Annotated in this window: 22 protein-coding genes; 7 read left to right on the forward strand and 15 right to left on the reverse strand. The window is 71.6% G+C overall.

Features of this window, described 5'->3' with window-relative positions:
- The first annotated feature begins 18 nt into the window (after window positions 1-18).
- Window positions 19-852: an alpha/beta fold hydrolase gene (locus tag BFN33_RS08660; RefSeq protein ID WP_069759313.1), complete on the forward strand. Its 834-nt coding sequence runs from the start codon at window positions 19-21 to the stop codon at window positions 850-852.
- A gap of 28 nt (window positions 853-880) precedes the next feature.
- On the opposite strand, the gene BFN33_RS08665 is transcribed toward BFN33_RS08660, so the two are convergent.
- Window positions 881-1,579 (reverse strand): YoaK family protein, encoded by a 699-nt coding sequence (locus BFN33_RS08665; RefSeq protein ID WP_069759314.1) that lies wholly within the window; start codon window positions 1,577-1,579, stop codon window positions 881-883.
- Between the two features lie 102 nt (window positions 1,580-1,681).
- On the opposite strand from BFN33_RS08665, the gene BFN33_RS08670 reads away from it, so the two are divergent.
- A complete protein-coding gene (locus BFN33_RS08670; protein ID WP_069759315.1) occupies window positions 1,682-2,932 on the forward strand; it encodes a hypothetical protein in 1,251 nt (416 codons plus the stop codon).
- 11 nt (window positions 2,933-2,943) lie between these two features.
- On the opposite strand, the gene BFN33_RS08675 is transcribed toward BFN33_RS08670, so the two are convergent.
- The 7 genes from BFN33_RS08675 to BFN33_RS08705 form a co-directional block, all read right to left on the reverse strand.
- Entirely contained in the window at window positions 2,944-3,363 is a 420-nt protein-coding gene (locus BFN33_RS08675; RefSeq protein ID WP_069759316.1) for a transglycosylase SLT domain-containing protein, read from the reverse strand.
- Between the two features lie 285 nt (window positions 3,364-3,648).
- The gene (locus BFN33_RS08680; protein WP_069759317.1) at window positions 3,649-4,458 is read right to left on the reverse strand and encodes an ECF transporter S component; all 810 of its coding nucleotides are present in this window, start codon (window positions 4,456-4,458) and stop codon (window positions 3,649-3,651) included.
- Complete coding sequence (locus BFN33_RS08685) at window positions 4,455-6,200, reverse strand: ABC transporter ATP-binding protein (protein WP_069759318.1); 1,746 nt, start codon at window positions 6,198-6,200, stop codon at window positions 4,455-4,457. Before BFN33_RS08685 ends, BFN33_RS08680 begins: the two co-directional genes overlap by 4 nt.
- Entirely contained in the window at window positions 6,197-7,357 is a 1,161-nt protein-coding gene (locus BFN33_RS08690) for an energy-coupling factor transporter transmembrane component T (protein WP_069759319.1), read from the reverse strand. The genes BFN33_RS08685 and BFN33_RS08690 overlap by 4 nt, the downstream gene beginning before the upstream one ends.
- Window positions 7,350-7,979, reverse strand: a complete 630-nt coding sequence (locus BFN33_RS08695) for an SCO2322 family protein (RefSeq protein WP_069759320.1) — start codon at window positions 7,977-7,979, stop codon at window positions 7,350-7,352. The genes BFN33_RS08690 and BFN33_RS08695 overlap by 8 nt, the downstream gene beginning before the upstream one ends.
- The gene (locus BFN33_RS08700; RefSeq protein WP_069759321.1) at window positions 7,976-9,163 is read right to left on the reverse strand and encodes a prenyltransferase/squalene oxidase repeat-containing protein; all 1,188 of its coding nucleotides are present in this window, start codon (window positions 9,161-9,163) and stop codon (window positions 7,976-7,978) included. The genes BFN33_RS08695 and BFN33_RS08700 overlap by 4 nt, the downstream gene beginning before the upstream one ends.
- Window positions 9,164-9,517: 354 nt before the next feature.
- Window positions 9,518-10,543 (reverse strand): MBL fold metallo-hydrolase, encoded by a 1,026-nt coding sequence (locus BFN33_RS08705; protein ID WP_069759322.1) that lies wholly within the window; start codon window positions 10,541-10,543, stop codon window positions 9,518-9,520.
- Between the two features lie 168 nt (window positions 10,544-10,711).
- On the opposite strand from BFN33_RS08705, the gene BFN33_RS08710 reads away from it, so the two are divergent.
- Window positions 10,712-12,169 (forward strand): aldehyde dehydrogenase, encoded by a 1,458-nt coding sequence (locus tag BFN33_RS08710; RefSeq protein WP_069759323.1) that lies wholly within the window; start codon window positions 10,712-10,714, stop codon window positions 12,167-12,169.
- Window positions 12,170-12,175: 6 nt separating this feature from the next.
- Entirely contained in the window at window positions 12,176-12,409 is a 234-nt protein-coding gene (locus tag BFN33_RS08715) for a ferredoxin (RefSeq protein ID WP_069759324.1), read from the forward strand.
- Window positions 12,410-12,771: 362 nt separating this feature from the next.
- Here the strand turns inward: BFN33_RS08715 and BFN33_RS08720 are convergent, their stop codons facing one another.
- Window positions 12,772-13,467, reverse strand: coding sequence for a TetR family transcriptional regulator (locus BFN33_RS08720; RefSeq protein WP_069759325.1), 696 nt, complete (start codon window positions 13,465-13,467; stop codon window positions 12,772-12,774).
- Between the two features lie 161 nt (window positions 13,468-13,628).
- Here BFN33_RS08720 and BFN33_RS08725 point away from each other — a divergent pair, with 161 nt between their 5' ends.
- Genes BFN33_RS08725 through BFN33_RS08735 form a run of 3 tightly spaced genes read left to right on the forward strand, consistent with a single transcriptional unit; the run spans window position 13,629 to window position 16,818 of the window.
- Window positions 13,629-15,023 carry a glycosyltransferase family 4 protein gene (locus BFN33_RS08725; RefSeq protein WP_069759326.1) on the forward strand — a complete coding sequence of 465 codons (1,395 nt, stop codon included), beginning with the start codon at window positions 13,629-13,631 and terminating at the stop codon, window positions 15,021-15,023.
- The gene (locus BFN33_RS08730) at window positions 15,017-15,751 is read left to right on the forward strand and encodes a class I SAM-dependent methyltransferase (protein WP_069759327.1); all 735 of its coding nucleotides are present in this window, start codon (window positions 15,017-15,019) and stop codon (window positions 15,749-15,751) included. The genes BFN33_RS08725 and BFN33_RS08730 overlap by 7 nt, the downstream gene beginning before the upstream one ends.
- The gene (locus BFN33_RS08735; protein WP_069759328.1) at window positions 15,748-16,818 is read left to right on the forward strand and encodes a prenyltransferase/squalene oxidase repeat-containing protein; all 1,071 of its coding nucleotides are present in this window, start codon (window positions 15,748-15,750) and stop codon (window positions 16,816-16,818) included. The genes BFN33_RS08730 and BFN33_RS08735 overlap by 4 nt, the downstream gene beginning before the upstream one ends.
- Before the next feature lie 15 nt (window positions 16,819-16,833).
- On the opposite strand, the gene BFN33_RS08740 is transcribed toward BFN33_RS08735, so the two are convergent.
- From BFN33_RS08740 to BFN33_RS08765, 6 genes are all read right to left on the reverse strand, one after another.
- A complete protein-coding gene (locus tag BFN33_RS08740) occupies window positions 16,834-17,127 on the reverse strand; it encodes a hypothetical protein (protein WP_028807437.1) in 294 nt (97 codons plus the stop codon).
- Window positions 17,128-17,179: 52 nt separating this feature from the next.
- Window positions 17,180-18,190 carry an LLM class F420-dependent oxidoreductase gene (locus BFN33_RS08745; RefSeq protein ID WP_069759329.1) on the reverse strand — a complete coding sequence of 337 codons (1,011 nt, stop codon included), beginning with the start codon at window positions 18,188-18,190 and terminating at the stop codon, window positions 17,180-17,182.
- Window positions 18,191-18,306: 116 nt separating this feature from the next.
- Complete coding sequence (locus BFN33_RS08750) at window positions 18,307-19,152, reverse strand: DUF5336 domain-containing protein (RefSeq protein ID WP_069759330.1); 846 nt, start codon at window positions 19,150-19,152, stop codon at window positions 18,307-18,309.
- 85 nt (window positions 19,153-19,237) lie between these two features.
- Entirely contained in the window at window positions 19,238-20,140 is a 903-nt protein-coding gene (locus BFN33_RS08755) for an N-acetylmuramoyl-L-alanine amidase (protein ID WP_069759331.1), read from the reverse strand.
- Window positions 20,141-20,162: 22 nt separating this feature from the next.
- Window positions 20,163-20,816: a class I SAM-dependent methyltransferase gene (locus BFN33_RS08760; protein WP_069759332.1), complete on the reverse strand. Its 654-nt coding sequence runs from the start codon at window positions 20,814-20,816 to the stop codon at window positions 20,163-20,165.
- Window positions 20,817-21,408: 592 nt separating this feature from the next.
- A complete protein-coding gene (locus tag BFN33_RS08765) occupies window positions 21,409-23,142 on the reverse strand; it encodes an MFS transporter (RefSeq protein ID WP_069759333.1) in 1,734 nt (577 codons plus the stop codon).
- Window positions 23,143-23,241 lie beyond the last annotated feature (99 nt).

The following is a 23,241-nucleotide window of genomic DNA, read 5'->3' on the forward strand; positions in this document are numbered from 1 at the left end:
ACGAGAGGACGAACCGACATGCCGTACATCGCAGTTGGCGAAGAGAACAGCGCGCCGATCGAGCTCTACTACGAGGACCACGGCACCGGACAGCCCGTCGTCCTGATCCACGGCTACCCGCTCGACGGCCACTCCTGGGAGAAGCAGGTCCCGGTCCTGCTGGAGGCCGGCCACCGCGTCATCACCTACGACCGCCGCGGCTTCGGCCGTTCCTCGCAGCCGACCACGGGCTACGACTACGACACCTTCGCCGCCGACCTCGACAAGGTGCTCACCAGTCTGGACCTGACCGACGCGGTCCTCGTCGGCTTCTCGATGGGCACCGGTGAAGTGGGCCGCTACCTGGGCACGTACGGCTCGGGGCGGGTCGCCAAGGCCGTCTTCCTGGCCTCGCTCGAGCCCTTCCTGCTGAAGACCGACGACAACCCGACCGGCGTGGACCAGGCGGTGTTCGACGGGATCCTGGACGCGGTCACCAAGGACCGGTACGCCTACTTCGACGCGTTCTACCAGGACTTCTACAACCTGGACGAGACGCTGGGCAGCCGGATCAGCGAGGCGGCCGTGCGCAACAGCTGGAACGTGGCCGCGGGTGCCTCGGCGCACGCCTCGGTGGCCTGCGTACCGACCTGGATCACCGACTTCCGGGCCGACGTGGCGAAGATAGACGTGCCGTCGCTGATCGTGCACGGCACGGGTGACCGCATCCTGCCGATCGACTCGACCGGGCGGCCCTTCCACGCGCTGCTGCCCTCCGCCGAGTACGTCGAGATCGAGGGCGCGCCGCACGGTCTGCTGTGGACGTACGCGGAGGAGGTCAACGCGGCGCTGCTGTCCTTCCTGGCCAAGTAGCGCTTCGGGCGGCTCTTCAAAAAGGGGATCACTCGCGCCCCGAGGCGACCACCGCCAGCACCGCCACCAGCCCCGCCGCGATCGCCAGCGGAATCCCGAGGCCGTGATGGAGCACCAGCCAGGCGCCCAGCGTGGCCCCGGCGACCATCGCGATCACGGACGCCGTACGGCGGGGGGAGCGGGTGCCGGGGCCGCCGCCGGCCCGGGAGTCGGCGGCGAGGCCGGTCAGCGTCATGGTCAGCACGGTCGTCGTCAGGTCAGGGACGCCGAGCTTGCGGACCGTGGCGTTGCGCAGGCCCATGGCGAAGGCCGTGACGGCGATGAGGGTGTAGGCGGTGGCCGTGGCGCCTGGCGCGGCGAAGGCGGCCACCGCCGAGATCCCCAGCAGCACCGCCTCGGCGGCGAGCGTGAGCCGGGCCCAGGTGCGCCGGGAACCACCGCCGAGCCGTACGGCGACCCGGCCGCCCGCCGCCGCGCCCACGACGAAGGACCCCAGCGAGGTCAGCGTGTGCGGCACCGAGAAGCCGGGTGCCCCGGCCGCGGCGAACCCGAGCACGACCACGTTGCCGGTCATGTTCGCGGTGAAGACGTGCTCCAGGCCCAGATAGCTGACCGCGTCGATCAGTCCGCTGACCACCGTCAGCCCCAACAGCACGGCCACCAGGCGCAGTCCGCGCGCCTCGGGATCGCCGGCCGTCCTCTGGTCGGTGCTGCTCTGTTCGCTCATCGAGTCTCCGGGCGGCCGACGGGCAGGGTGCACTCAAGTCCACCACGGATGCGGGGGACTCTCGGATGTCGGCGCGACCTGTGCGTCCCTAGCGTCGAGCACATGAGTGATGAGACGCGCACATCCCATGAGACACGGGCGAGTTGGCGCACCCGGCGGAGGCTCGCCGCGGCGGCGGCCCTGTTGCTCGCCACGCTCGCCGCGGCCCCGGTCGCGGCTGCCACCGGTGAGCAGGCGCACCGGACGGGGCGCGGGGAGCTGATCTCCGTCACCCCGGTCGCCGACCGGGACGCGGGGGCCGTCCGGGCGTTCCTGGACGGGCGGGACGTGGCCACCGGCTCCGTGCGGTACGGCGTACGGGCCTACCGGCTGACGTACCGGACCGTCGACCCGCAGGGCGCACCCACCACCGCGACCGGGCTGCTGACGCTGCCCAAGGGCGGTGGCCACCGCCTCGACCTGGTCTCCGACACCCACGGCACGATGGTCCACCGCGACTACGCGCCCTCGGCGAGCGAGGACTTCGGGCGGGTGCCGTCGTATCTGAACGCGAGCGCGGGCCGTGCCGTGGCCGCGCCCGACTACCTCGGCCTCGGCAGCGGACCGGGCCGGCATCCGTACATGGACACCGCCTCGTCGCTGACCGCCTCCCTCGACATGCTGCGCGCCGCCCGGACGGCCGCGGACCGGCTCGCGCGTCCACTCACCGGGGACGTGTACGTGACGGGCTTCTCACAGGGCGGCCAGGTCGCGATGGCGCTCGGCGACGCGCTGGACGGGGGCGCCGACCGGCACTTCCGGCTGAAGGCGCTGGCGCCGGTCAGCGGCCCGTACGATGGCGAGGGCCAGGAGATGCCCGCGCTGTTCGACGGCCGGGTAAACGACATCAGCGGGGTCCTCTACCTCTCCTACTGGCTGGTCGCGCAGAACCGTCTGCACCCCCTCTACCAGGACCCGTCCGAGGTCTTCCGCGCGCCGTACGCGAACCGGGTCGAGGGCCTCTTCGACGGCCGCCACGAGGAGGAGGACGTCGTCAGGGCACTCGCGCCCTCGGTGAAGCAGCTGCTCACGCCCGCCTTCTACGAGCGTCTGCGGCATCCGTCCGGCGCCGTGCTGGACGCGATGCGCGCCGCCGACCACACCTGCGACTGGAAGCCGCAGGTGCCGGTGCGGCTGTACGCCGGTGCCGGCGACACCGACGTGCCCATCGGCAACACCCGGACATGCGCCCGCACCCTCGCAGGTCAGGGAGCGAGGGTGCGGGTGGTCGATCAGGGAGCCGTGGATCACTTCGGCTCCCTCGCCGTGTCGGCACCGCAGGTGGTGCGGTTCTTCGACGGCGTCCGGGGGTGATGCGCGGTGGCTCAGTACCAGCCGTTGGACTGCCAGAAGGACCAGGCGGCGGTCGGGCTGCCGTAGCGGGAGTTCATGTAGTCAAGGCCCCACTTGATCTGGGTCTTGGCGTTGGTCTTCCAGTCCGAGCCGGCGGCGGCCATCTTCGAGCCGGGCAGGGCCTGGACCAGGCCGTAGGCGCCGGAGGAGGAGTTCATGGCGTCGACGTCCCAGCCGCTCTCGTGCTCGACGATCTTGCTGAACGCGGCGTACTGCGCGGCGTTCGGGATCATCTTGTGCGCGATGGCCCTGGCCTGGGCGGACGAGTTCGTGGTGGCCGCATGCGCCGGTGCCGCGGTCAGGACCAGGCCGGCGGTGGCGGCGGCCATCGCGACGGTGGTGATGGCCTTCTTGGGGGAGGAGATGCGGCGGGCGATGCGGGAGACGGACACGGAGAACCTTTTCTTCGGGGACGTGGGTGCCGCTCGCAGACCCGGGGGACATGCGGCGGCGCCGAGGCCCGTGGGCTTGTCGGCGCCGTGCGACGTCGTCTACAGAAACAGGCTCGGAAGGCGTCCGCAATGACCCCTTTTACTAGTTGTGGTCGAATCGCCGGGAAAGGGCATCTCTGTGATCCGGCTCTCAAAGCGCAGGTCGGAGGGGGTGCCGCGTGGGCGTTATGTCGGAAATGTTCCTACTGTTCCCGTTAGTAGGTGAGCTGGGTCATGTGGGGCGCTTCACCGCTCCGACGCCTCGAATGTGACCTGGGCCTCGAAGGCGGCGCGGCGGGTGGCCCGGCGGAGCGCCCTGAGGAGGGCTGGACCGAGGGTGAGCGTCAGGACGACGGTCACCACGGCCCGGCCGAGGTCCCAGCCGAGGGAGGTGGCCAGGCAGTACGCGACGAACCGGGCCAGGTTGGCGGGGACGCCGGCGTGCGGGTCGAAGGCGATGTTCGAGGCGAGGGCGCCCATGAAGGGCCAGCCGGCCATGTTCATGGCGGTGCCATAGGCGAAGGCGGCGAGGAAGCCGTACGCCGCGAGAAGGCGGACCTCGGCACGGCCCCTGGTCCGCTCGGGGCCCGGCAGCAGGCCCGCGCCCATCGTGAACCAGCCCATCGCCAGCATCTGGAACGGCATCCACGGGCCCACTCCACCGGTGAGGAGGGCGGACGCGAACATCGTGACGTTGCCGAGCACGAAGCCGAAGCCGGGACCGAGAACCCGGCCGCTGAGCACCATCAGGAAGAACATCGGCTCGATGCCGGCGGTCCCCGCGCCGATCGGTCTGAGTGCGGCGCCGGTGGCGGCGAGTACCCCGAGCATGGCCACGGCCTTGGGGCCGAGCCCCGACTCCGCGATCGCCGCCGCGACCACCGCGACGAGCAGGACGAGGAGTCCCGCGAAGAGCCAGGGGGCGTCCTGGGTGTGGGTGCCGACCCGGGAGGTGGGCGGGGCGAGGAAGGGCCAGCCGAACGCGACGACGCCCACGGCGCTGACCAGGGCGAGGGTGAGGAGGGAGCGGGGACCGAGGCGTACGGCTCGGGTCATGGCAGGGCCTTCCTCACCTGGGTCACCGTGAGCCACCGCTGCGGGGCGAGGATCTTGCTGACCTGCGGGGCGAAGGAGGGGGAGGACGTGATGACGTCCGCCGCCGGTCCGTCGGCGATCACCTCGCCCTCGGCCAGCAGGATCACCCGGTGGGCGAGCTCGGCGGCGAGTTCCACGTCGTGGGTGGCCAACATGATCGCGTGGCCGGTGGCGGCGAGTTCCCTCAGCAGATGGACGAGGCGGGCCTTCGCGGCGTAGTCCAGGCCGCGGGTCGGTTCGTCGAGGAGCAGGAGGGGCGGGCGGGCGGCCAGGACCACGGCGAGGGCGAGGGCGAGCCGCTGCCCTTCGGAGAGATCGCGGGGGTGGGTGTCGTCGGTCACGCCGGGGAGGAGGTCGTCGACCAGTGCGCGGCAGGTGCCCGGTGTTGTCTGGGCGTCGGTGTCCGCGGCTCGGCATTCTGCGGCGACCGTGTCGGCGTACAGGAGGTCGCGGGGTTCCTGGGGTACGAGGCCCACGCGTCGTACGAGGCCCTGCGGGGCGGTGCGGTGGGGCTGGGCGCCGCCTACGTGGACGGTGCCGGTGGAGGGTTCGACGAGGCCTACCAGGGTGTTGAGGAGCGTGGACTTTCCGGCGCCGTTGCGGCCCATGAGGGCGATGGTCTCGCCGGGGCGGATGGTGAGGTCGATGTGGTTCAGGGCCTGGATGCGGGCGCGGCGGACGGAGAGGGCCTGGACTTCGGCGGTGAGGTGGGTCGTGCCGGGGGTGGGGCGACTGCGGCGGGGACGCCAACGGCGGAATGCCCGGCCTTCGGCCGGGATGCTGTTCCCACCCGCACCACTCGTACAACTTTCGTCGTCGGGTGCGGGTGGCCCCTGTGAGGCGGTCTCGCCGTCGGCGGCTGCGGGTGCGTCGTCCACAGGCGTGCGCCCGGACAGCCGCTCCCGCAGTTCCCCCGCCCGCCGCCGCGCGTCCCGCACCGTCAGCGGCAACGGAGCCCAGCCCGCCAGCCGGCCCAGGTCCACCACCGGCGGATACACCGGGGATACGGCCATCATCTCGGCCGGGGTGCCGAGGAGCAGTGCTTCCCCGGGGGCGGGCAGGAGGGCGACCTGGTCGGCGTACTGGATGACGCGTTCCAGGCGGTGTTCGGCCATGAGGACCGTGGTGCCGAGATCGTGGACCAGCCGTTGGAGGACGGCGAGGACCTCCTCCGCCGCCGCGGGGTCCAGGGCCGACGTCGGTTCGTCCAGGACCAGGACCCGGGGATGCGGGGTGAGGACCGAGCCGATGGCCACGCGTTGCTGCTGGCCCCCGGAGAGCGTGGCCAGGGGACGGTCGCGCAGGGGAGCCAGGCCCAGCAGGTCCAGGGTCTCCTCCACCCGACGGCGCATCACCGTCGGCGGTAGGCCCAACGACTCCATGCCGTAGGCGAGTTCGTCCTCCACGGTGTCCGTCACGAAGTGGGACAGCGGATCCTGGCCCACCGTGCCGACCACATCCGCCAGTTCGCGCGGCTTGTGGGTACGGGTGTCGCGGCCGGCCACCGTGACCCGGCCGCGCAGGGTGCCGCCGGTGAAGTGCGGGACGAGCCCGCTGACGGCGCCGAGGATCGTGGACTTGCCGACCCCCGACGGGCCCACGAGCAGCACGAGTTCACCTTCCGGCACCTCGAAGTCGACGCCTCGGACGGTGGGTTCGGACGCACCGTCGTACGTCACGGAGACATCCTCGAAGCGGATCACGACGACGGCTCCTTGGGCGTGGGGGCGAGGAAGGCCGGCAGCAGGCCGAGCAGGACGGCCGCGGCCGGCAGGAGGGGCAGGGTGGGGGCGACGAGCGGCACCACGCCCGGGTGCAGGGCCGCCGGATCGGTCGCGCCCGCGAGGAACATCGACGCCGCCACGGCCGCGCCGGAACCGGCGACCAGGAAGGACCGGACGTCCCAGCGGTCCGGGCGGTAACGGGTACGCGGCGTGCGGCGGCCCCCGAGACGCAGACCCGCGAGGGCGGCGGTCAGGCCGGCGAGCAGGACGGGGATGCCGTATGTGCCGCCCTCGGCGGTGAGGAGTCCGTACGTTCCCGCGCAGACACCGAGCAGGCCGCCCAGGGTGAGCGCGGTGGTCGTACGGCGGACTCCGGGCGGGACCTCGGCCGTACGGCCGTAGCCGCGGGCGTCCATCGCCGCGGCGAGGGCGACCGAGCGCTCCAACGCGCTCTCCAGCACCGGGAGTCCGACCTGGAGGAGACCGCGGATGCCGGTGTCCGGGCGGCCCCGGAGGCGGCGGGCGGCGCGGAGGCGGTGGACGTCGGCGATGAGATGGGGGGCGAAGGTCAGGGCCACCACCACGGCGACGCCGAGTTCGTAGAGGGCGCCGGGGAGGGACTTGAGGAGGCGGTGCGGGTTGGCGAGGGCGTTCGCCGCGCCCACGCAGATGAGGAGGGTGGCCAGTTTCAGGCCGTCGTAGAGGGCGAAGACGAGGGACTCCGCGGTGACCCTGCCGCCCAGCCGGATGCCCTGCGCCCAGTGGGGGAGCGGGAGTTCGGGGAGGGTGACGAGCACATGCGTGCCGGGAATGGGGGAGCCCAGGGTGATCGCGAAGAGGAGACGGACCAGGATGACGGCGAGGGCGAGTTGGACGAACGCGGCGTAGGAGCGGGACCAGGGCGTGGGGCGGCGGCAGGTCGCCACCACGTATCCGGAGGTGGTGATGAGGAGGGCGAGGAGGAGAGGGTTGGTGGTGCGGGTCGCCGCTATCCCGAGGGAGAGGGACCACAGCCACCAGGCGCCGGGGTGCAGGGGCGCGGGGCGGGTGGGTGCGCTCGGCGACGCCGGCCGGGAGGCGCCCGTCCTCGGGGCGGCGGCCCGACCGTCCGCGGGCCGCGCGGGTGCGTCACGCATGCCGGCGGCGCCTCGCCTGCCATACCGCCGCCGCGCCCAACGCCACCACGCCCGCTGCTCCCGCCCACAGGCCCACCGACGGGCCGCCGTCCTGCTTTCCCCCGGCGGGCGCCGCCTTCGCCGCCCCCGTCACCTGCTCCCCGCACCCCGTCTCCGGATACCCCGCGATCGCGCACAGCAGGGCGTTGGTGTTGTAGCGGAGCGGTTTGGCGGCCGTTGCCAGGGCCTCCGCCGTCGTCGCGTCGCGGGGTACCACCGCGCACTCGGTGCGCCGGGCCGGGGGCGCCTCGCCGGACGGGGCGTCCGAAGCCGTACCGAAGTCGAGGACCAGCGCCACGCGCTTACGGCCGTCCCGCGCCGCCGTGTCCCCGCAGATCGCGGTGAACGACGCCGTCCCGCGGGGCGTGTCCGCGTCCGCCGAGTCCTCGCTCACCGCGAAGCGGAAGCCTTGAACGTCACCGTCCGAGGGGACGGCCGTCGAGGGGCCCTCGGTGGCGTAGGTCCAGGTCGAGCCGGTGCGGTCCCAGAAGGACCAGTAGCGGTACCCGGCGGCGTGCGCCGGGCTCGCGGAGGCCAGGAGGAGGCCCGCCAGGAGGGAGAGGAGGAGGGCCCGCCGGGTCACGGCTGCTTCCTCTTGTTGCGGCTGCTGAGCAGGAAGCCGATGCCCGCGCCGGCGGCGAGACCCGCGCCGACCATCCACCACACGGACGTGTCGGAGTCGTCCTGGGACGTGATTGCGTGCCTTTTGACCGGCCCCGGTCCCGTCGCGGTCAGCTGCTTGACCAGGTCCGTGCCGCCGAAGTCGCTCGGGTCGGCGCCACCCGCCTCGGCGGCGAGGATCAACTGGGCGTATGCCGCCGGACCGTTCTGCTCGGCCCACTTCGCGGAGTTCCGCTCCAGCCACGCCAGGGGCTCGCGCGCCTTTGCGGGACCGCCCTGGACGGCGAGTGCCACGACCGCGTCAGCCGTGTTGCCGTAGTCGGGCTGGTTCTCGGAGCCGGGGAGAGCGGAGGTCAGGTGGCCGTCCTTCGCGACGGCCTTCGCCAGGTAGGCCGAGCCGTTGGCCGCCGCGCCCGCCGGGGTGGGGCGGGCCGCGTCGGTGCAGGCGGCGTTCTTCTTGTCGCCGGCCTTCACCGAGACCATGCCCTGGCCCAGCGCACCGACGACGGCCGCCGCGGTCGCGTCCGCGTTGGCCGTGAGCTTGCCCTTCTTGTCCGGCTGGTAGGCGAAGGCGCCCCCGTCGGCGCACGGCAGGGACAGCTTCAGCAGGGCGTCGTAGGGCGAGTTGCCGCCTTTGAGGGCCTTGGCGGGGTCGTCGCCGGAGGCCTTCAGCGCGCCGATCGCCACGGACGTCGAATTGGCGTCACTTGGGCCGCCGGGGGTGTAGCCCCAGCCGCCGTCCTTGTTCTGGACGGACTTCAGCCAGGTCACCGCCTTCGTGACCGCGGTGCCGTGCCCGCCGACCGCGGACAGGGCCTGCGCGGCGGCGGCCGTGCTGTTGGTGTCGACCATCAACTTGGCGTCGCAGGCCTTGGCCGGGTTCGCGCGGAACGCCGGGAACGCCCCGCTCGCGCACTGTTGCCCGGCCAGCCAGGCGACGGCAGCGTCGGCGGGCTCTACGTCCACCCGGTGCAGGGCGACGATCGCGAGCGACTGCCGCCAGACCCCGTCGTACGTGGGGTCGCCGCTGCCGTACAGCCCCGAGGGCAGGGACGGCGACGGAGACGGCGAGGCGGCCATGGCGGGTGCGGCCGTGCCGAAGGCGACGGTGGCGGCCAGGACCGCGGCGCTGCGGCGGACGTTCATGATCGGCGGATGCCCTTCTCCCTGCGGGGAGCCGGGCAGCGCGGGAGGACCCCGGGCGGCTCGGCTCCGTATACCTCGACGGTGCCGCGCACCGGCCGGTCTCCCAGGCCCGTGAGGCACCGGCTCGGCTCCGTATACCTCGACGGTGCCGCGCACCGGCCGGTCTCCCAGGCCCGTGAGGCACTGGGGCAGGGGAAACGCCGGAATTGCACCGGCTTCCCCCTGTACGGCATGTGATGACGACCTGGCTACTGTACTCGCCCGTAGGAAAGCGGCAGAGAGCCGCCCAGGGGCCCCGGTTCCGGGCTGGACAGCCACGTACGACCGAGAGCCGCCCAGGGGCCTGGGTCCGGGCTAGACAGCCACGTACGTCACCGGATCGCTCCCCGTCACCGCCTCCGCGCGGCCCAGCTTCACCAGCCGCCGCAGATGCGCCTCGGCCTCCGAGACCGCGATGTTGCGTGATCCGTAGGGGATCTGGTCCCAGGGCCGGTTCCACTCCATGCGCACGGCGAGCTGCCAGGGGGTGAGCGGCTCGGCGAGGAGGGACTGCAGGTCGGTGAGGCGTTCCTCGTGGTGGGCGAGCAACTGCCCTACGCGGGCGCTCGCGTCGGTGAAGACGTGCTGGTGGGCGGGGAGGACCTCGGCGGGGGCGAGCCGCCCGACGCGTTCCAGGGAGTCGAGGTAGTCGCCGAGGGGGTCGGTGACGGTGGCGTCGTCCGGGTCCTCGTACAGGCCGATGTGCGGGGTGATCTCGGGGAGCAGGTGATCGCCGGAGAACAGCCGTCCGTGGCCCGGCAGTCCGGAGGGGTGCTCCTCCTCCAGGTGCAGGCAGACATGGCCCGGTGTGTGTCCCGGGGTCCAGATGGCCCGGAGCCTGCGGCCGGGGAGGTCGAGGAGTTCGCCGGGGACGATCTCGCGGTCGGGCAGGGCGGGCGAGAAGCCGGGCAGCTCGCGGCGGCGCGCGGTGCGCAGCGGGGCCACGTGGTCCTCGGGGGCGCCCGCCGCCTCCAACTTGGCTGTCATATAGGTGAACCAGCGCTCGGCACGGGTCTCGCGGGTGCGCCGCACGATCGCGGAGTCCGCGGCGTGCATCGCGATCCAGGCGCCGGACGCCTCCCGCACCTTGCCGGAGAGGCCGTGGTGGTCGGGGTGGTGGTGGGTGATGACCACGCCGTGGATCTGGCCCACGTCGGTCCCGCACGCGGTCAGCCCCTCGGCGAGGGTGTCCCAGGAGTCCGGGTCGTCCCAGCCGGTGTCGACCAGCACCGGTCCCCGGTCGGTCTCGACGACGTACACGAGGGTGTGGCCGAGCGGATTGTCGGGGATGGGCACCTGAACGGACCGGACGCCACCGCCATGGTCGTACGCCTGCGCCATGAGCTCCCCAATCACCGCGTTCAAGTCACTATAACTAGAACGAGTTTCGACGGTAGCCCGAGGTCACCAACGGCCGTGGTGTGCGGCCCGTGGACTCCTCGGAGTGGAACTGGTATCAGTTCCGTATCTGATGGATCGTCAGTAAGCCGCCCCGGGGAGGCAGTCGCCATGACCGAGCTCGTGGAACACGGACAGCTGTTCATCGGCGGGGAGTTGACCGACCCCCTGGGCGAGGACGTCATCGAGGTGATCTCCCCGCACACCGAGGAGGTCATCGGACGGGTCCCGCACGCCTCGCGTGCGGACGTGGACGCGGCGGTCGCCGCCGCACGCACCGCCTTCGACGAGGGGCCCTGGCCGCGGATGACGCTCGACGAGCGCATCGAGGTCGTCACCAGGATCAAGGACGGCATCGCGGTCCGGCACGAGGAGATCGCCCGCGTGATCTCCTCCGAGAACGGTTCCCCGTACTCCTGGAGCGTCCTCGCACAGGCCCTCGGCGCGATGATGGTGTGGGACTCGGCGATCACGGTCGCGCGGAACTTCACGTACGAGGAGACCCGCGACGGAGTCCTCGGCCGCATCCTCGTGCGCCGCGAGCCGGTCGGCGTCGTGGCGGCCGTGGTGCCCTGGAACGTCCCGCAGTTCGTCGCCGCCGCCAAGCTCGCGCCCGCGCTGCTCACCGGCTGCACGGTGGTGCTCAAGCCGTCGCCCGAGTCGCCGCTGGACGCGTACATCCTGGCCGAGATCACCAAGGAGGCGGGGCTGCCTGAGGGCGTCCTGTCCATCCTCCCGGCCGACCGGGAGGTGAGCGAGTACCTGGTCGGGCACCCGGGGATCGACAAGGTCTCCTTCACCGGCTCGGTGGGCGCGGGCAAGCGCGTGATGGAGGTCGCCGCCCGCAATCTCACCCGCGTGACCCTGGAGCTGGGCGGCAAGTCGGCGGCCGTGGTCCTCCCGGACGCGGACGTCGAGGCGGCCGTCGCCGGGATCGTCCCGTCCGCCTGGATGAACAACGGCCAGGCCTGCGTGGCCCAGACCCGCATCCTGCTGCCCCGCTCCCGCTACGACGAGTTCGCCGAGGCCCTTGCCGCGGCGGCGAGTTCACTGGTCGTCGGCGACCCGCTCGACCCGGCCACCCAGGTCGGCCCGCTGGTCGCCGAACGCCAGCAGCGCCGCAACCTCGACTACATCCGAATCGGTCAGGAGGAGGGCGCCAAGATCCTCACCGGCGGCGGGCGCCCGGCGGGCCGGGACCGCGGCTGGTACGTCGAGCCGACGCTCTTCGGGGACGTCGACAACTCGATGCGGATCGCGCGCGAGGAGATCTTCGGACCGGTGATCTGTCTCCTTCCCTACGGCGACGAGTCCGAGGCGGTCAAGATCGCCAACGACTCCGACTACGGCCTGTCCGGCAGCGTGTGGACGGCCGACGTCGAGCGCGGCATCGAGGTCGCACGCCAGGTCCGTACCGGCACCTACAACGTCAACACCTTCAGCCTCGACATGCTCGGCCCCTTCGGCGGCTACAAGAACTCCGGTCTGGGAAGGGAGTTCGGCCCGGAGGGCTACGGCGAGTTCCTGGAGCACAAGATGATCCATCTGCCGGCCGGCTGGGAGGGGTGAGCGGCGATGGGAGACCGCTGGCACGTCGAGGTCGACCGCTCCTTGTGCATCGGCTCCGCGCAGTGCGTGCACACCGCCCCCGACGGCTTCCGCCTGGACACCGCCCGCCAGTCCCACCCCGCCGACCCGGAGAGCGACGCCAACGAGCGGGTCCTGGCGGCGGCGGAGAACTGCCCGGTGGAGGCCATCATGATCACACTGCTGGAGAGCGGGGAGCCGGTGTTCCCGCCGGAGGAGTAGGGGCCGGGAAAATCATGGAGTGAATGGGTTCATTCCAGCACGAGCGTTCTATTGTGGACATAGGCCTACGAGGCGAGTGAGGGAGTCCGACCGAAGTAGCCGACTTGGGCGAGAGGCGCAGGCTTCCGCCGGGGCCGACGTCGACGGTAGGGCTGAGAGGCCGAAGAGCAGCGGGATGGCTCGACGGCGACCCCAAGAACCTGATCCGGACCATGCCGGCGAAGGGAACCCGTCTCGTGGGTCGTCTCGTGCGATTGCCCAAGCGCATCCCCTACGAGAACTTCCGGCCGGCACTCCCCCCAGCCGTCGGCCGGGGGGACCCTCAGAGCAGGGGCCGGACGCCGCACGTCAACGGGCAGCCGTCACGTGCCGGGGCGCTGGGCCCGGGGTTCCGTGAGGTCGATCAGGCGGCACACCGTCTCGATGTCGATCTTCACCTGGGCGATGGAGGCCCGGCCCGAGAGCCAGGTGATCAGGGCCGAGTGCCAGGTGTGCTCGATGACGCGGACCGCGGAGAGCTGCTCGGGCGTCGGGTCGTCGAGCCCCATGGCGTCCAGGATGATCAGCGTGGTCTGGTGGGAGACCTGGTCGACCTCGGGGCTCACACTGCGGTCCGCGAAGGTCAGCGCGCGGACCATCGCGTCCGCGAGGTGCGGCTCGCGCTGGAGCGCCCGGAAGGCCCGCATCAGGGTCTCCGCGACCCGCTCGGCCGCCGTGTTGCCCTGCGGCGGCTTCTTGCGGAGCGTGCCGTGCATGTGTTCCAGCTGGTCCTGCATGGTGGCGACCAGCAGATGGATCTTGGAGGGGAAGTAGCGGTAGAGGGTGCCGAGCGCCACCTGTGAGGACTCCGCGACCTCCCGCATCTGCACCGCGTCGAACCCGCCGCGGCTCGCCAACTGCGCGCTCGCGTGCAGGATGCGGCGGCGCCGCGCCTCCTGCCGCTCGGTCAGCGGCGGTGCGTCGGGCCGTGCGGTGCCGGCTTCCACTCTGGCGGGCTTGGCCACCTTGTCCACCTTGGGTTCCGTGACAGTCCGTGAGGATGTGTGATCACTCAGCATGCCAGGGTGCCGGTCGTGGCGTGAATCACCTGATCCACCGCTCACAGGACCCCTACCTGCCGGTAGATTCAGAGCCTCCTGAACGATCAAGTCTGAAACTTGTTCTAGATTACCTTCTCGTCGTAATCTCGCGGGACAGTGCAGGCAGAAGGGGGCCCAGAGTGACCGCTGAGGCCAGTCAGGCAGGGGCCTTTGAGGACCCGGCCGCCGACGGCGAGCGACCGCTCCGTATCGCGCTCCTCACCTACAAAGGGAACCCGTTCTGCGGCGGCCAAGGTGTCTATGTACGCCACCTCTCCCGCGAACTGGCCCGCCTCGGCCACCGCGTCGAGGTCATCGGCTCCCAGCCGTACCCCGTACTCGATCCCGGTTACGACGGCCTGAGCCTGACCGAGCTGCCCAGCCTGGACCTCTACCGCTCCCCGGATCCCTTCCGCACCCCGAAACGCGACGAGTACCGCGACTGGATCGACGCCCTGGAAGTCGCCACGATGTGGACCGGCGGCTTCCCGGAGCCGCTCACCTTCTCCCTGCGGGCCCGACGTCATCTCCGGGCCCGCAGCGGTGAGTTCGACGTGGTCCACGACAACCAGACCCTCGGCTACGGCCTGTTGGGCGATGTCGGCGCCCCGCTGGTGACCACCATCCACCACCCCATCACCGTGGACCGGCAGTTGGAGCTGGACGCGGCCGAGGGCCGGTGGCAGCGGCTGTCCAAGCGCCGCTGGTACGCCTTCACCCGTATGCAGAAGCGGGTGGCCCGCCGCCTGCCGTCCGTGCTCACCGTCTCCGGCACCTCCCGCCAGGAGATCGTCGAGCACCTGGGCGTACGCGAGGACCGGATCCACGTCGTCCACATCGGCGCGGACACCGACCAGTTCGCGCCGGATCCGTCGGTGCGGGTGGTGCCGGGCCGGATCGTCACGACCTCCAGCGCGGACGTCCCCCTCAAGGGCCTCGTCTTCCTCGTCGAGGCGCTGGCGAAGGTCCGCACCGAACACCCCGGGGCGCACCTGATAGTTGTCGGCAAGCGGCCGGCCGAGGGCCCGATCGCCCAGGCCATGGAGCGCTACGGCCTCGAAGGCGCCGTCGAGTTCGTCAAGGGCATCTCGGACGCCGAACTGGTCGACCTCGTCCGCTCGGCGGAGGTCGCCTGCGTGCCCTCGCTCTACGAGGGCTTCTCCCTCCCGGCGGCGGAGGCGATGGCGACGGGCACCCCGCTGGTCGCCACGACGGGCGGCGCGATCCCCGAGGTCGCCGGGCGCGACGGCGAGACCTGCCTGGCGGTACCGCCGGGGGACCCGGGCGCACTGGCGACCGCCCTGAGCCGTCTGCTGGGCGACCCGGAGCTGAGGGCGCGACTCGGCCGGGCCGGACGTGAGCGGGTACTGGCGAAGTTCACCTGGGCGAAAGCCGCGGAGGGCACGGTTGCCCGCTACCGCGAGGCGATCGCCGGCCCCGCCACCACGCTTCCCGGCCGCTCCGCGGCCTCCCGGGGTGTCGCACCCCTGACCACAGACACCGGTGTCTATCCCGAAAGCAGGGCCACGTGCTGACCGTCGACTTCTCCCGGTTCCCGCTCGCGCCGGGCGACCGCGTCCTGGACCTCGGCTGCGGGGCCGGCCGGCACGCGTTCGAGTGCTACCGGCGCGGCGCGCAGGTCGTGGCGCTGGACCAGAACGCCGAGGAGATCCGCGAGGTCGCGAAGTGGTTCACGGCGATGAAGGAGGCGGGCGAGGCACCGGAAGGGGCCACCGCCACCGCGATGGAGGGCGACGCCCTGGCCCTTCCCTTCCCCGACGAGTCCTTCGACGTCGTGATCATCTCCGAGGTGATGGAACACATCCCGGACGACAAGGGCGTACTCGCCGAGATGGTCCGGGTGCTCAAGCCGGGCGGGCGGATCGCCGTCACCGTCCCGCGCTATGGCCCCGAAAAGGTCTGCTGGGCACTGTCCGACGCCTACCACGAGGTCGAGGGCGGCCACATCCGCATCTACAAGGCGGACGAACTGCTCGCGAAGATCCGCGAGGCCGGCCTCAAGCCCTACGGCTCCCACCACGCGCACGCCCTGCACTCCCCGTACTGGTGGCTCAAGTGCGCCTTCGGCGTCGACAACGACAAGGCGCTGCCGGTGCAGGCGTACCACAAGCTGCTGGTCTGGGACATCATGAAGAAGCCGCTGGCCACCCGGGTCGCCGAGCAGGCACTGAACCCGCTGATCGGCAAGAGCTTCGTGGCCTACGCGACCAAGCCGCACCTTCCGCGGGTGGCCACGTCGTGACCACTCCCCGGACAGAACACCTCGTCCTGCCCGGGGTCCTCACCGCCGAGCAGGCCGCCGCGACCGTCGCCGGGATCCTGGCCGCGCAGCGGGAGGACGGGGCGATCCCGTGGTTCCGCGGGCACCACCTCGACCCGTGGGACCACACCGAGGCCGCGATGGCACTGGACGCGGCGGGCGAGCACGAGGCGGCCGAGCGGGCCTACGAATGGCTCGCACGGCACCAGAACGAGGACGGTTCCTGGTACGCGGCCTACCAGGACGGCGACTTCGCGCAGGTCACCGACCGGGGGCGCGAGACGAACTTCGTCGCCTACATAGCCGTAGGCGTGTGGCACCACTATCTGTCCACCGGTGACGACATGTTCCTCGACCGGATGTGGCCGACGGTGTACGCGGCGATCGAGTTCGTGCTCGAACTCCAGCAGCCGGGCGGGCAGATCGGGTGGAAGAGGGAGGACGACGGCAGAGACCTCACCGATGGGCTGCTCACCGGCTCCTCCTCGATCCACCACGCCCTGCGGTGCGCCCTCGCGATCGCCGAACAGCGCGAAGAGGCCCAGCCGGACTGGGAGTTGGCGGTCGGGGCACTGCGACACGCGATCCGCAGGCACCCCGAACGCTTCCTCGACAAGGACCGCTACTCGATGGACTGGTACTACCCGGTCCTGGGCGGGGCGTTGACCGGCGTGGAGGCCAAGTCCCGTATCGAGGAGGGCTGGGAGCGGTTCGTCGTGCCCGCTCTCGGGGTGCGCTGCGTCGTCCCCAACCCGTGGGTCACGGGCGGGGAGTCGGCCGAACTCGCGCTGGCCCTGTGGGTGACGGGCGAGTCCGACCGGGCGCTGGACATCCTCCAGTCGATCCAGCATCTGCGGGACCCGGAGAGCGGGCTGTACTGGACCGGCTACGTGTTCGAGGACGGGGCGGTGTGGCCGCAGGAGCTGACCACGTGGACGGCGGGATCGCTGCTGCTGGCCGTCGCCGCGCTCGGTGGCCATGAGGCCACCTGCGCGGTGTTCGGCGGCGAGCGCCTGCCGCTGGGGCTCGACCCGGACTGCTGCGCCTGAGCGCTCGGTCCGGTCTCAGTGACGGTGGGCGCGGTTGGCGATGGCGTGGCCCACGAACAGGTAGACGACCGCTGCCAGACCGTAGCCCGCGACCACCCGGGCCCAGGCCTCGTCGAAGGTGAACAGGTCGTAGGACCAGCCGGCGAGCCAGCGGGCGGCATCGTGGATGAACTGCACGAAGTCGTTCGCCCGGTTGGCGTCCAGCAGGTACATCAGGATCCACAGGCCCAGGATGAGGGCCATGATGTCGGCGACGACCGCTATGACCGTCCCGGCTGAGTTGGCACCACGGCGCGTATGAGTGGACATGTTGTTCGAATGGCCGCGAATTCCTTGACGAAACCTGGCGTCATGGCTTGCGTCACACGTTGAGCTCCGCCAGCACCCGCAGCGACTCCCGGTCCGGAGCCAGCGCCAGCAGGTCCGTCACCGGGCCCTTGCGCCACGACTCCAGCCGCTCCGCGATACGTTCGCGCGGCCCGACCAGGGAGATCTCGTCGGCGAACGCGTCCGGCACGGCGAGCACGGCCTCCTCGCGGCGGCCCTCCAGGAACAGCCGCTGGATCCTGCGCGCCTGCTCCTCGTACCCCATGCGGGCCATCAGATCGGCGTGGAAGTTGCGGGCCGCGTGGCCCATCCCGCCGATGTAGAAGCCCAGCATCGTCTTGACCGGCAGCAGCCCTTCGGCCACGTCGTCACAGACCCGCACCTGGGCCATGGGGGCCACGAGGAAGCCCTCCGGAGCCTCGGCCAGCGAGGCCTCGTAGACCTCGGGCCGGTTCGGCGACCAGTACAACGGCAGCCAGCCGTCCGCGATCCGGGTCGTCTGCGCGATGTTCTTCGGCCCCTCGGCACCCAGGAGGACGGGCAGTTCGGCACGCAGGGGATGGGTGATCGGCTTGAGCGCCTTGCCGAGCCCGGTGCCGTCCGGGCCCCGGTAGGGGTGGGAGTGGAAGCGGCCGTCCAGCTCGACCGGCGCCTGCCTCCTGAGGACCTGACGTACGACGTCGACGTACTCCCGGGTCGCGGTCAGCGGCGACTTGGGGAACGGACGGCCGTACCAGCCCTCGACGACCTGCGGCCCGGACAGCCCGAGGCCCAGCATGACCCGCCCGCCGGAGAGATGGTCCAGGGTCAGGGCGTGCATGGCGGTCGTGGTGGGGGAGCGGGCGGCCATCTGGGCAACGGCCGTACCCAGCCTGATCGTCGACGTCCGCGCCGCGATCCAGGTGAGCGGTGTGAAAGCGTCCGACCCCCATGACTCGGCCGTCCACACCGAGTGATAGCCGAGCCGCTCGGCCTCCTGGGCCAGCGGCACATGGCGGGGGTCGGGGCCGCGGCCCCAGTAGCCGAGCGCAAGACCGAGTCGCACGACGCCTCCTGACGATATGTCAGCTCTTCGGGAGCGCTCGCGAATGTACGGCAACGGCCCCCCGCCCGGAAGGGGCGAGGGGCCGTCCTACGACCTTGAGGACCGCGAGGCTGGGCTCAGCCGCGCTGGATGCCGCTCGTGTCCTGCAGCACACCACGACGGCCGTCCTGCGTCTGGGCGACCAGACCCGGACCACGCTGCTCGACGGCCAGGTACCAGGTACCCGGCGCGAGTTCGGCGATCGGCGTCGGCGAACCGTCCTCCGCGAACAGCGGGCGCGGCACCGGCACGGCGAACCAGAACGGCGAGAACTCCGCGGCCGGCGGCTGCGGGGCCTGCGCCTGCGGCTGCGGCTGAGGCTGCGCGCCGAACGGCTGCCCCGGCTGCGGCTGACCGCCGTAGGGCTGACCCTGCGGCCCGGCCTGCTGCCCCGGCTGCTGGGCACCCGGGTAGCCGTAACCACCGGGCGGCTGGGCACCGTAGGGCTGCGGCTGGGGCGGCTTCGGAGCCGGGACGAGACCGGCCTGGAGGGCGGGAACGAGCGGGGTGGCGACGGCGGCCGCGGCCATGACCAGCGTGGCGACGAGAGCGAGGATCAGACCGATACCGGCGCTGACCGAGTTCGAACTGGAGCCGTAGTCCGCGGCGCTCAGCGGGTCGAAGACGTTCCCGAGCGCGCTCCAGGCGGCGAACACCGTGAACGCGACGCCGACTTGACCGAGGTCGAGCCCCGCCACCTTGGGAAGCTGCGACAGGCCGCGCGACAGAACGACAAGAACGGCACCGATGATGCCCGCGAGGACAACCCCCATCACGACCGGACCGCTCGCCCAGGCGCTGGGGAGGTCGGCGTCGTCGGGGGCTCCGTCGACCGAGTAGAGATCAAGGAACGACGCGATGAACAGCAACACCGCTGCACCGATCACCACGCCGTCGCCTCGAGTGAGGGAGCGGATATTCACTTCAAGTCCTTCGTAGGTCGTCTCGTCGTCGGTAGACCCTATCGTCCGCCCGGCGGAGCGTACGAGGGGATCCGCCCGCTGATCCTCACCCGCGCAGGAAACTCACCAAACCCTCAGAGATTCCCTGCGCGGCCTTCTGCCGCCAGGCCCCGCTCGTGAGCAGGGCCGCGTCCTTGCTGTCGCGCATGTTGGCGCACTCGATGAACACCTTGGGCACCGTTGAGAGGTTGAGGCCGCCCAGGTCGGTGCGGGTGTCCAGTCCGGTGCCGTCGCCGATGTAGTTGGAGGGGGCGGTGCGCGTCACGCGTCCGAAGTCGTGCGCGATGCGCTCGCCGAGCTGGGCGGAGGGGGCGACGATCCGGCGGGTGTCGGCGATGCCCTTGTGGACACGGCCCGGAAGGATCACGTGGTAGCCGCGCTGCCCGGCGCTCGCGCCGTCCGCGTGGATGGATACGACGGCGTCCGCGTGTGCCGTGTTGCCGATCCTGGCCCGCTCGTCCACACAGGGGCCGTAGGGCCGGTTGCCGTCCTGGGTCAGTTTCACCGTCGCGCCCTGCCTCTCCAGCAGCGTGCGCAGCCGGTGGGCGACGTCGAGGGTGAACTTCGCCTCCGCGTAACCGGAGTTGGTCGACGTCCCCGTCGTATCGCACTCCTTGCGGTTCGTACCGATGTCCACCTTGCGGTTGATCTCGGCCGTGTGGCGGAAGTTGGTGAGGTTGTGCCCGGGGTCGATGACGACGACCTTGCCCCGTAGCGAGCCGAGCGGCTTCTTGTCCTCGATGGTGGTGGAGGAGACGGTCGGTGGAGCGCTCGCCCGCGGACTCGCCGCGGCCGTTGTCACGCCGCCGTCGGCAGCCCCGCTCACCCCCGCGTACACCAGCCACCCGAGCAGCGCGCCCGGCACGAGCACGGCGAGGGCGAGGGTCAGTGGCCGGCGCCGGGGGCGGCGGGGCTGGGGGGACTCGAATTCAGGGCCTTCGTACGACACGTCTGCGACTCTAACCGCGCTCTCAGATCCCCGCCCGCACCCGCCGCAACACCCGCAGCGAGTCGGTCGCCGAGACCTCGGTGAACGCGCCGGAGTCGAGGGCCCTGAGGTACACCCGGTAGGGCGCCTGCCCGGTGAACTCGTCCTCCGGGTCGGGGAACACGTCGTGGATGACGAGCAGCCCGCCCTCGGCGACATGGGGGGCCCAGCCCTCGTAGTCGGCGTTCGCGTGCTCGTCGGTGTGACCGCCGTCGATGAAGACCAGACCGAGCGGGGCGCCCCAGACCTTCGCGATCTGCGGAGAACGGCCGACCAGGGCGACCACGTGCTCCTCCAGCCCGGCCCGGTGCAGGGTCCTGCGGAAGGTGGGCAACGTGTCCATCAGCCCGAGCTCGGCGTCCACCGTCTCCGGATCGTGGTACTCCCACCCCGGCTGCTGCTCCTCGCTGCCGCGGTGATGATCGACGGTGAGCGCGGTGACGCCGGCCTCCCGGGCCGCGTCGGCCAGCAGGATCGCGGACCGGCCACAGTACGTACCGACCTCCAGCAGCGGCAGCCCGAGCCGCCCGGCGTCCAGAGCGGCTTCATGGAGGGCCAGCCCCTCACCCAGGGGCATGAACCCCTTGGCAGCCTCGAAGGCGGCGAGGATCTCGGGCTTGGGTGCGGCCGCGGCCATGCGGTTCCTCTCGGTCGTACGTGGGGGTCAGACGTCGTACGACCGCCATCCCGCCGCACGCCTCTCCGGACGCCCCATGCTGCCGCACTCGCCGCCGCGCGGGGGACAGGGGGTGGGGAAGGCGCGGCGAGGGCATGCTGCTGGTCGCCGCGAGGGAGGGGCGCGCTGGGCGTGCCGTGAGTGTTCCGGTGGCACTCGGGGGCAGGTGGGGCCTGCGGCTGTGGGTTCGACGAGCGCGGCGTCGGGACGGGCGTGCTGTGCGTGTTCCGGTGGCCCTCGGCGCCGGGTGGCGGGGGCCGTCGGCCAGGTGGGGGGCCTGCGGCTGTGGGTTCGATGAGCGTGAACGCGGTGGCGGGGCGGGCCCGATGGGCGTGCTGTGTCTGTTCCGGTGCGTCTCGGCGCCGGGTGGCGGGGGCCGTAGGTCGGATGGGGGCGCCTGCGGCTGTGGGTTCGATGAGCGCGAGCGCGGTGTCGGGACGGGCGGGGGTTCGATCGGAGTGGGCGTCCTCGGGCCTACGTCCTTCCGGGCGCCCCCGACGCAACACATCCCCGCCCCGGGATGGGGCGGGGATGTGATCCGGCTTCGTGTTGGTCAGGCCGTGACCGTCTCGCCCGGCAGGGCCAGGTCGAGGTCGATCGCGCGGTCGTCGCCCGCGTGGGTGGCCGAGGAGGCCAGGGGGCCGTGGCCTATGGCGCGGGCGGCGAGGACGTAGGCGCCCTGGGTGGGGACGGTGAGGACGTACGTGCCGTCGTCACCGGAGAGCGTCGCGCCCGCCTGCCGGCCCCGCCGGTCGATCAGGGTGACCTTGGCACGGGCGACCGGCGCGCCGGACGCGTCGAGGACACGGCCACGGAAGCCCCGCAGCGCCTCCTCGGCCAACTCCAGGTTCGTCTCCTCCTCGCTGCTCGCCCGCAGCTGCGGTGCCCGGTTCGGCTTCGGCAGGAACAGTGCCATCAGCAGTCCGACCGCCACCGCACCGGTCGCGATCAGGAAGGACACCCGGAACCCGTGCATGGTCGGTACCGCGACGCCCCCGACGTTGTTCGCCGTGTTCGCCAGCACCATGCCGATCACGGCGCTCGACACGGACGTACCGATGGACCGCATCAGCGTGTTGAGCCCGTTCGCCGCCCCCGTCTCCGAGGCCGGGACCGCGCCCACGATCAGCGCGGGCAGGGAGGAGTAGGCGAGTCCGATGCCCGCGCCGAGGATCACCGCGATGACGAGGCTCTGCCAGGCCGCGCTCATGAGGCCCAGTCCGGCGCCGTAGCCGATCGCGATGATCAGCATGCCGAGGATGAGGGTGAACTTGGGGCCGTACTTCGCGGACAGCCGGGCGTAGACGGGCGCGGTGAACATCATCGTCAGGCCCAGCGGAGCGACCAGCAGGCCGGCGACGACCATCGACTGGCCGAGGCCGTAGCCGGTCGCCTTCGGGAGCTGGAGCAGCTGGGGAAGGACGAGGGAGACGACGTAGAAGGAGACACCGACCATGATCGACGCCAGGTTGGTGAAGAGGACCGCCGGGCGGGCCGTGGTGCGCAGGTCGACCAGGGGGGCCTTCACGCGTAGTTCCATGACGCCCCACAGGAGGAGGACGACGGCTGACGCGGCGAACAGGCCGAGCGTGGTGCCGGAGGACCAGCCCCAGTCGCTGCCCTTGGTGATCGGCAGGAGGAAGAGGACCAGGCCGACGGAGAGGCCGATCGCGCCCAGGACGTCGAAGGTGCCCTCGGCGCGCGCCGGGGATTCGGGGACGACGATCAGGGTGAGGGCGATGGCGACGGCGCCGATGCCGGCGGCGCCGTAGAAGAGGGCGTGCCAGTCGGCGTGCTGGGCGATCAGTGCCGCGAGGGGCAGTGCGAGACCGCCGCCGACGCCGATCGAGGAGCTCATGAGGGCCATGGCCGAGCCGAGCTTCTCGCGGGGCAGCATGTCCCGCATCAGGCCGATGCCGAGGGGGATCGCGCCCATCGCGAAGCCCTGGAGGGTGCGGCCGGCGATCATCGTGAGCAGGTCGCTGGTGAGGGCGCTGACCAGGGCGCCGACGACCATCACGGAGAGGCTGAAGATCAGCATGCGGCGCTTGCCGTACAGGTCGCCGAGGCGGCCCATGATCGGGGTGGCGACGGCGCCCGAGAGCAGGGTGGACGTCAGGACCCAGGTGGCGTTGCTCGGCGCGGTGTCCAGCAGTTGCGGCAGGTCCTTGATGACCGGGACGAGCAGGGTCTGCATCACCGCGACCACGATGCCCGCGAAGGCGAGCACCGGGACGACAGCGCCGGACGCTCTCCGGTTGGGCTGGTCGGTCGGCGTGTGCGTCATGTGAGGGAGGCCTCCGGGCCTGGAAGATCGGGTTACGTGTGGCTTGAACTACGTATGCATGGGCAACTATTCCGATGCTTCGGCGTACTAACGATTTCT

The sequence above is a fragment of the Streptomyces sp. LUP47B genome, assembly GCF_001746295.1.
In the GTDB taxonomy this organism is placed as follows: domain Bacteria; phylum Actinomycetota; class Actinomycetes; order Streptomycetales; family Streptomycetaceae; genus Streptomyces.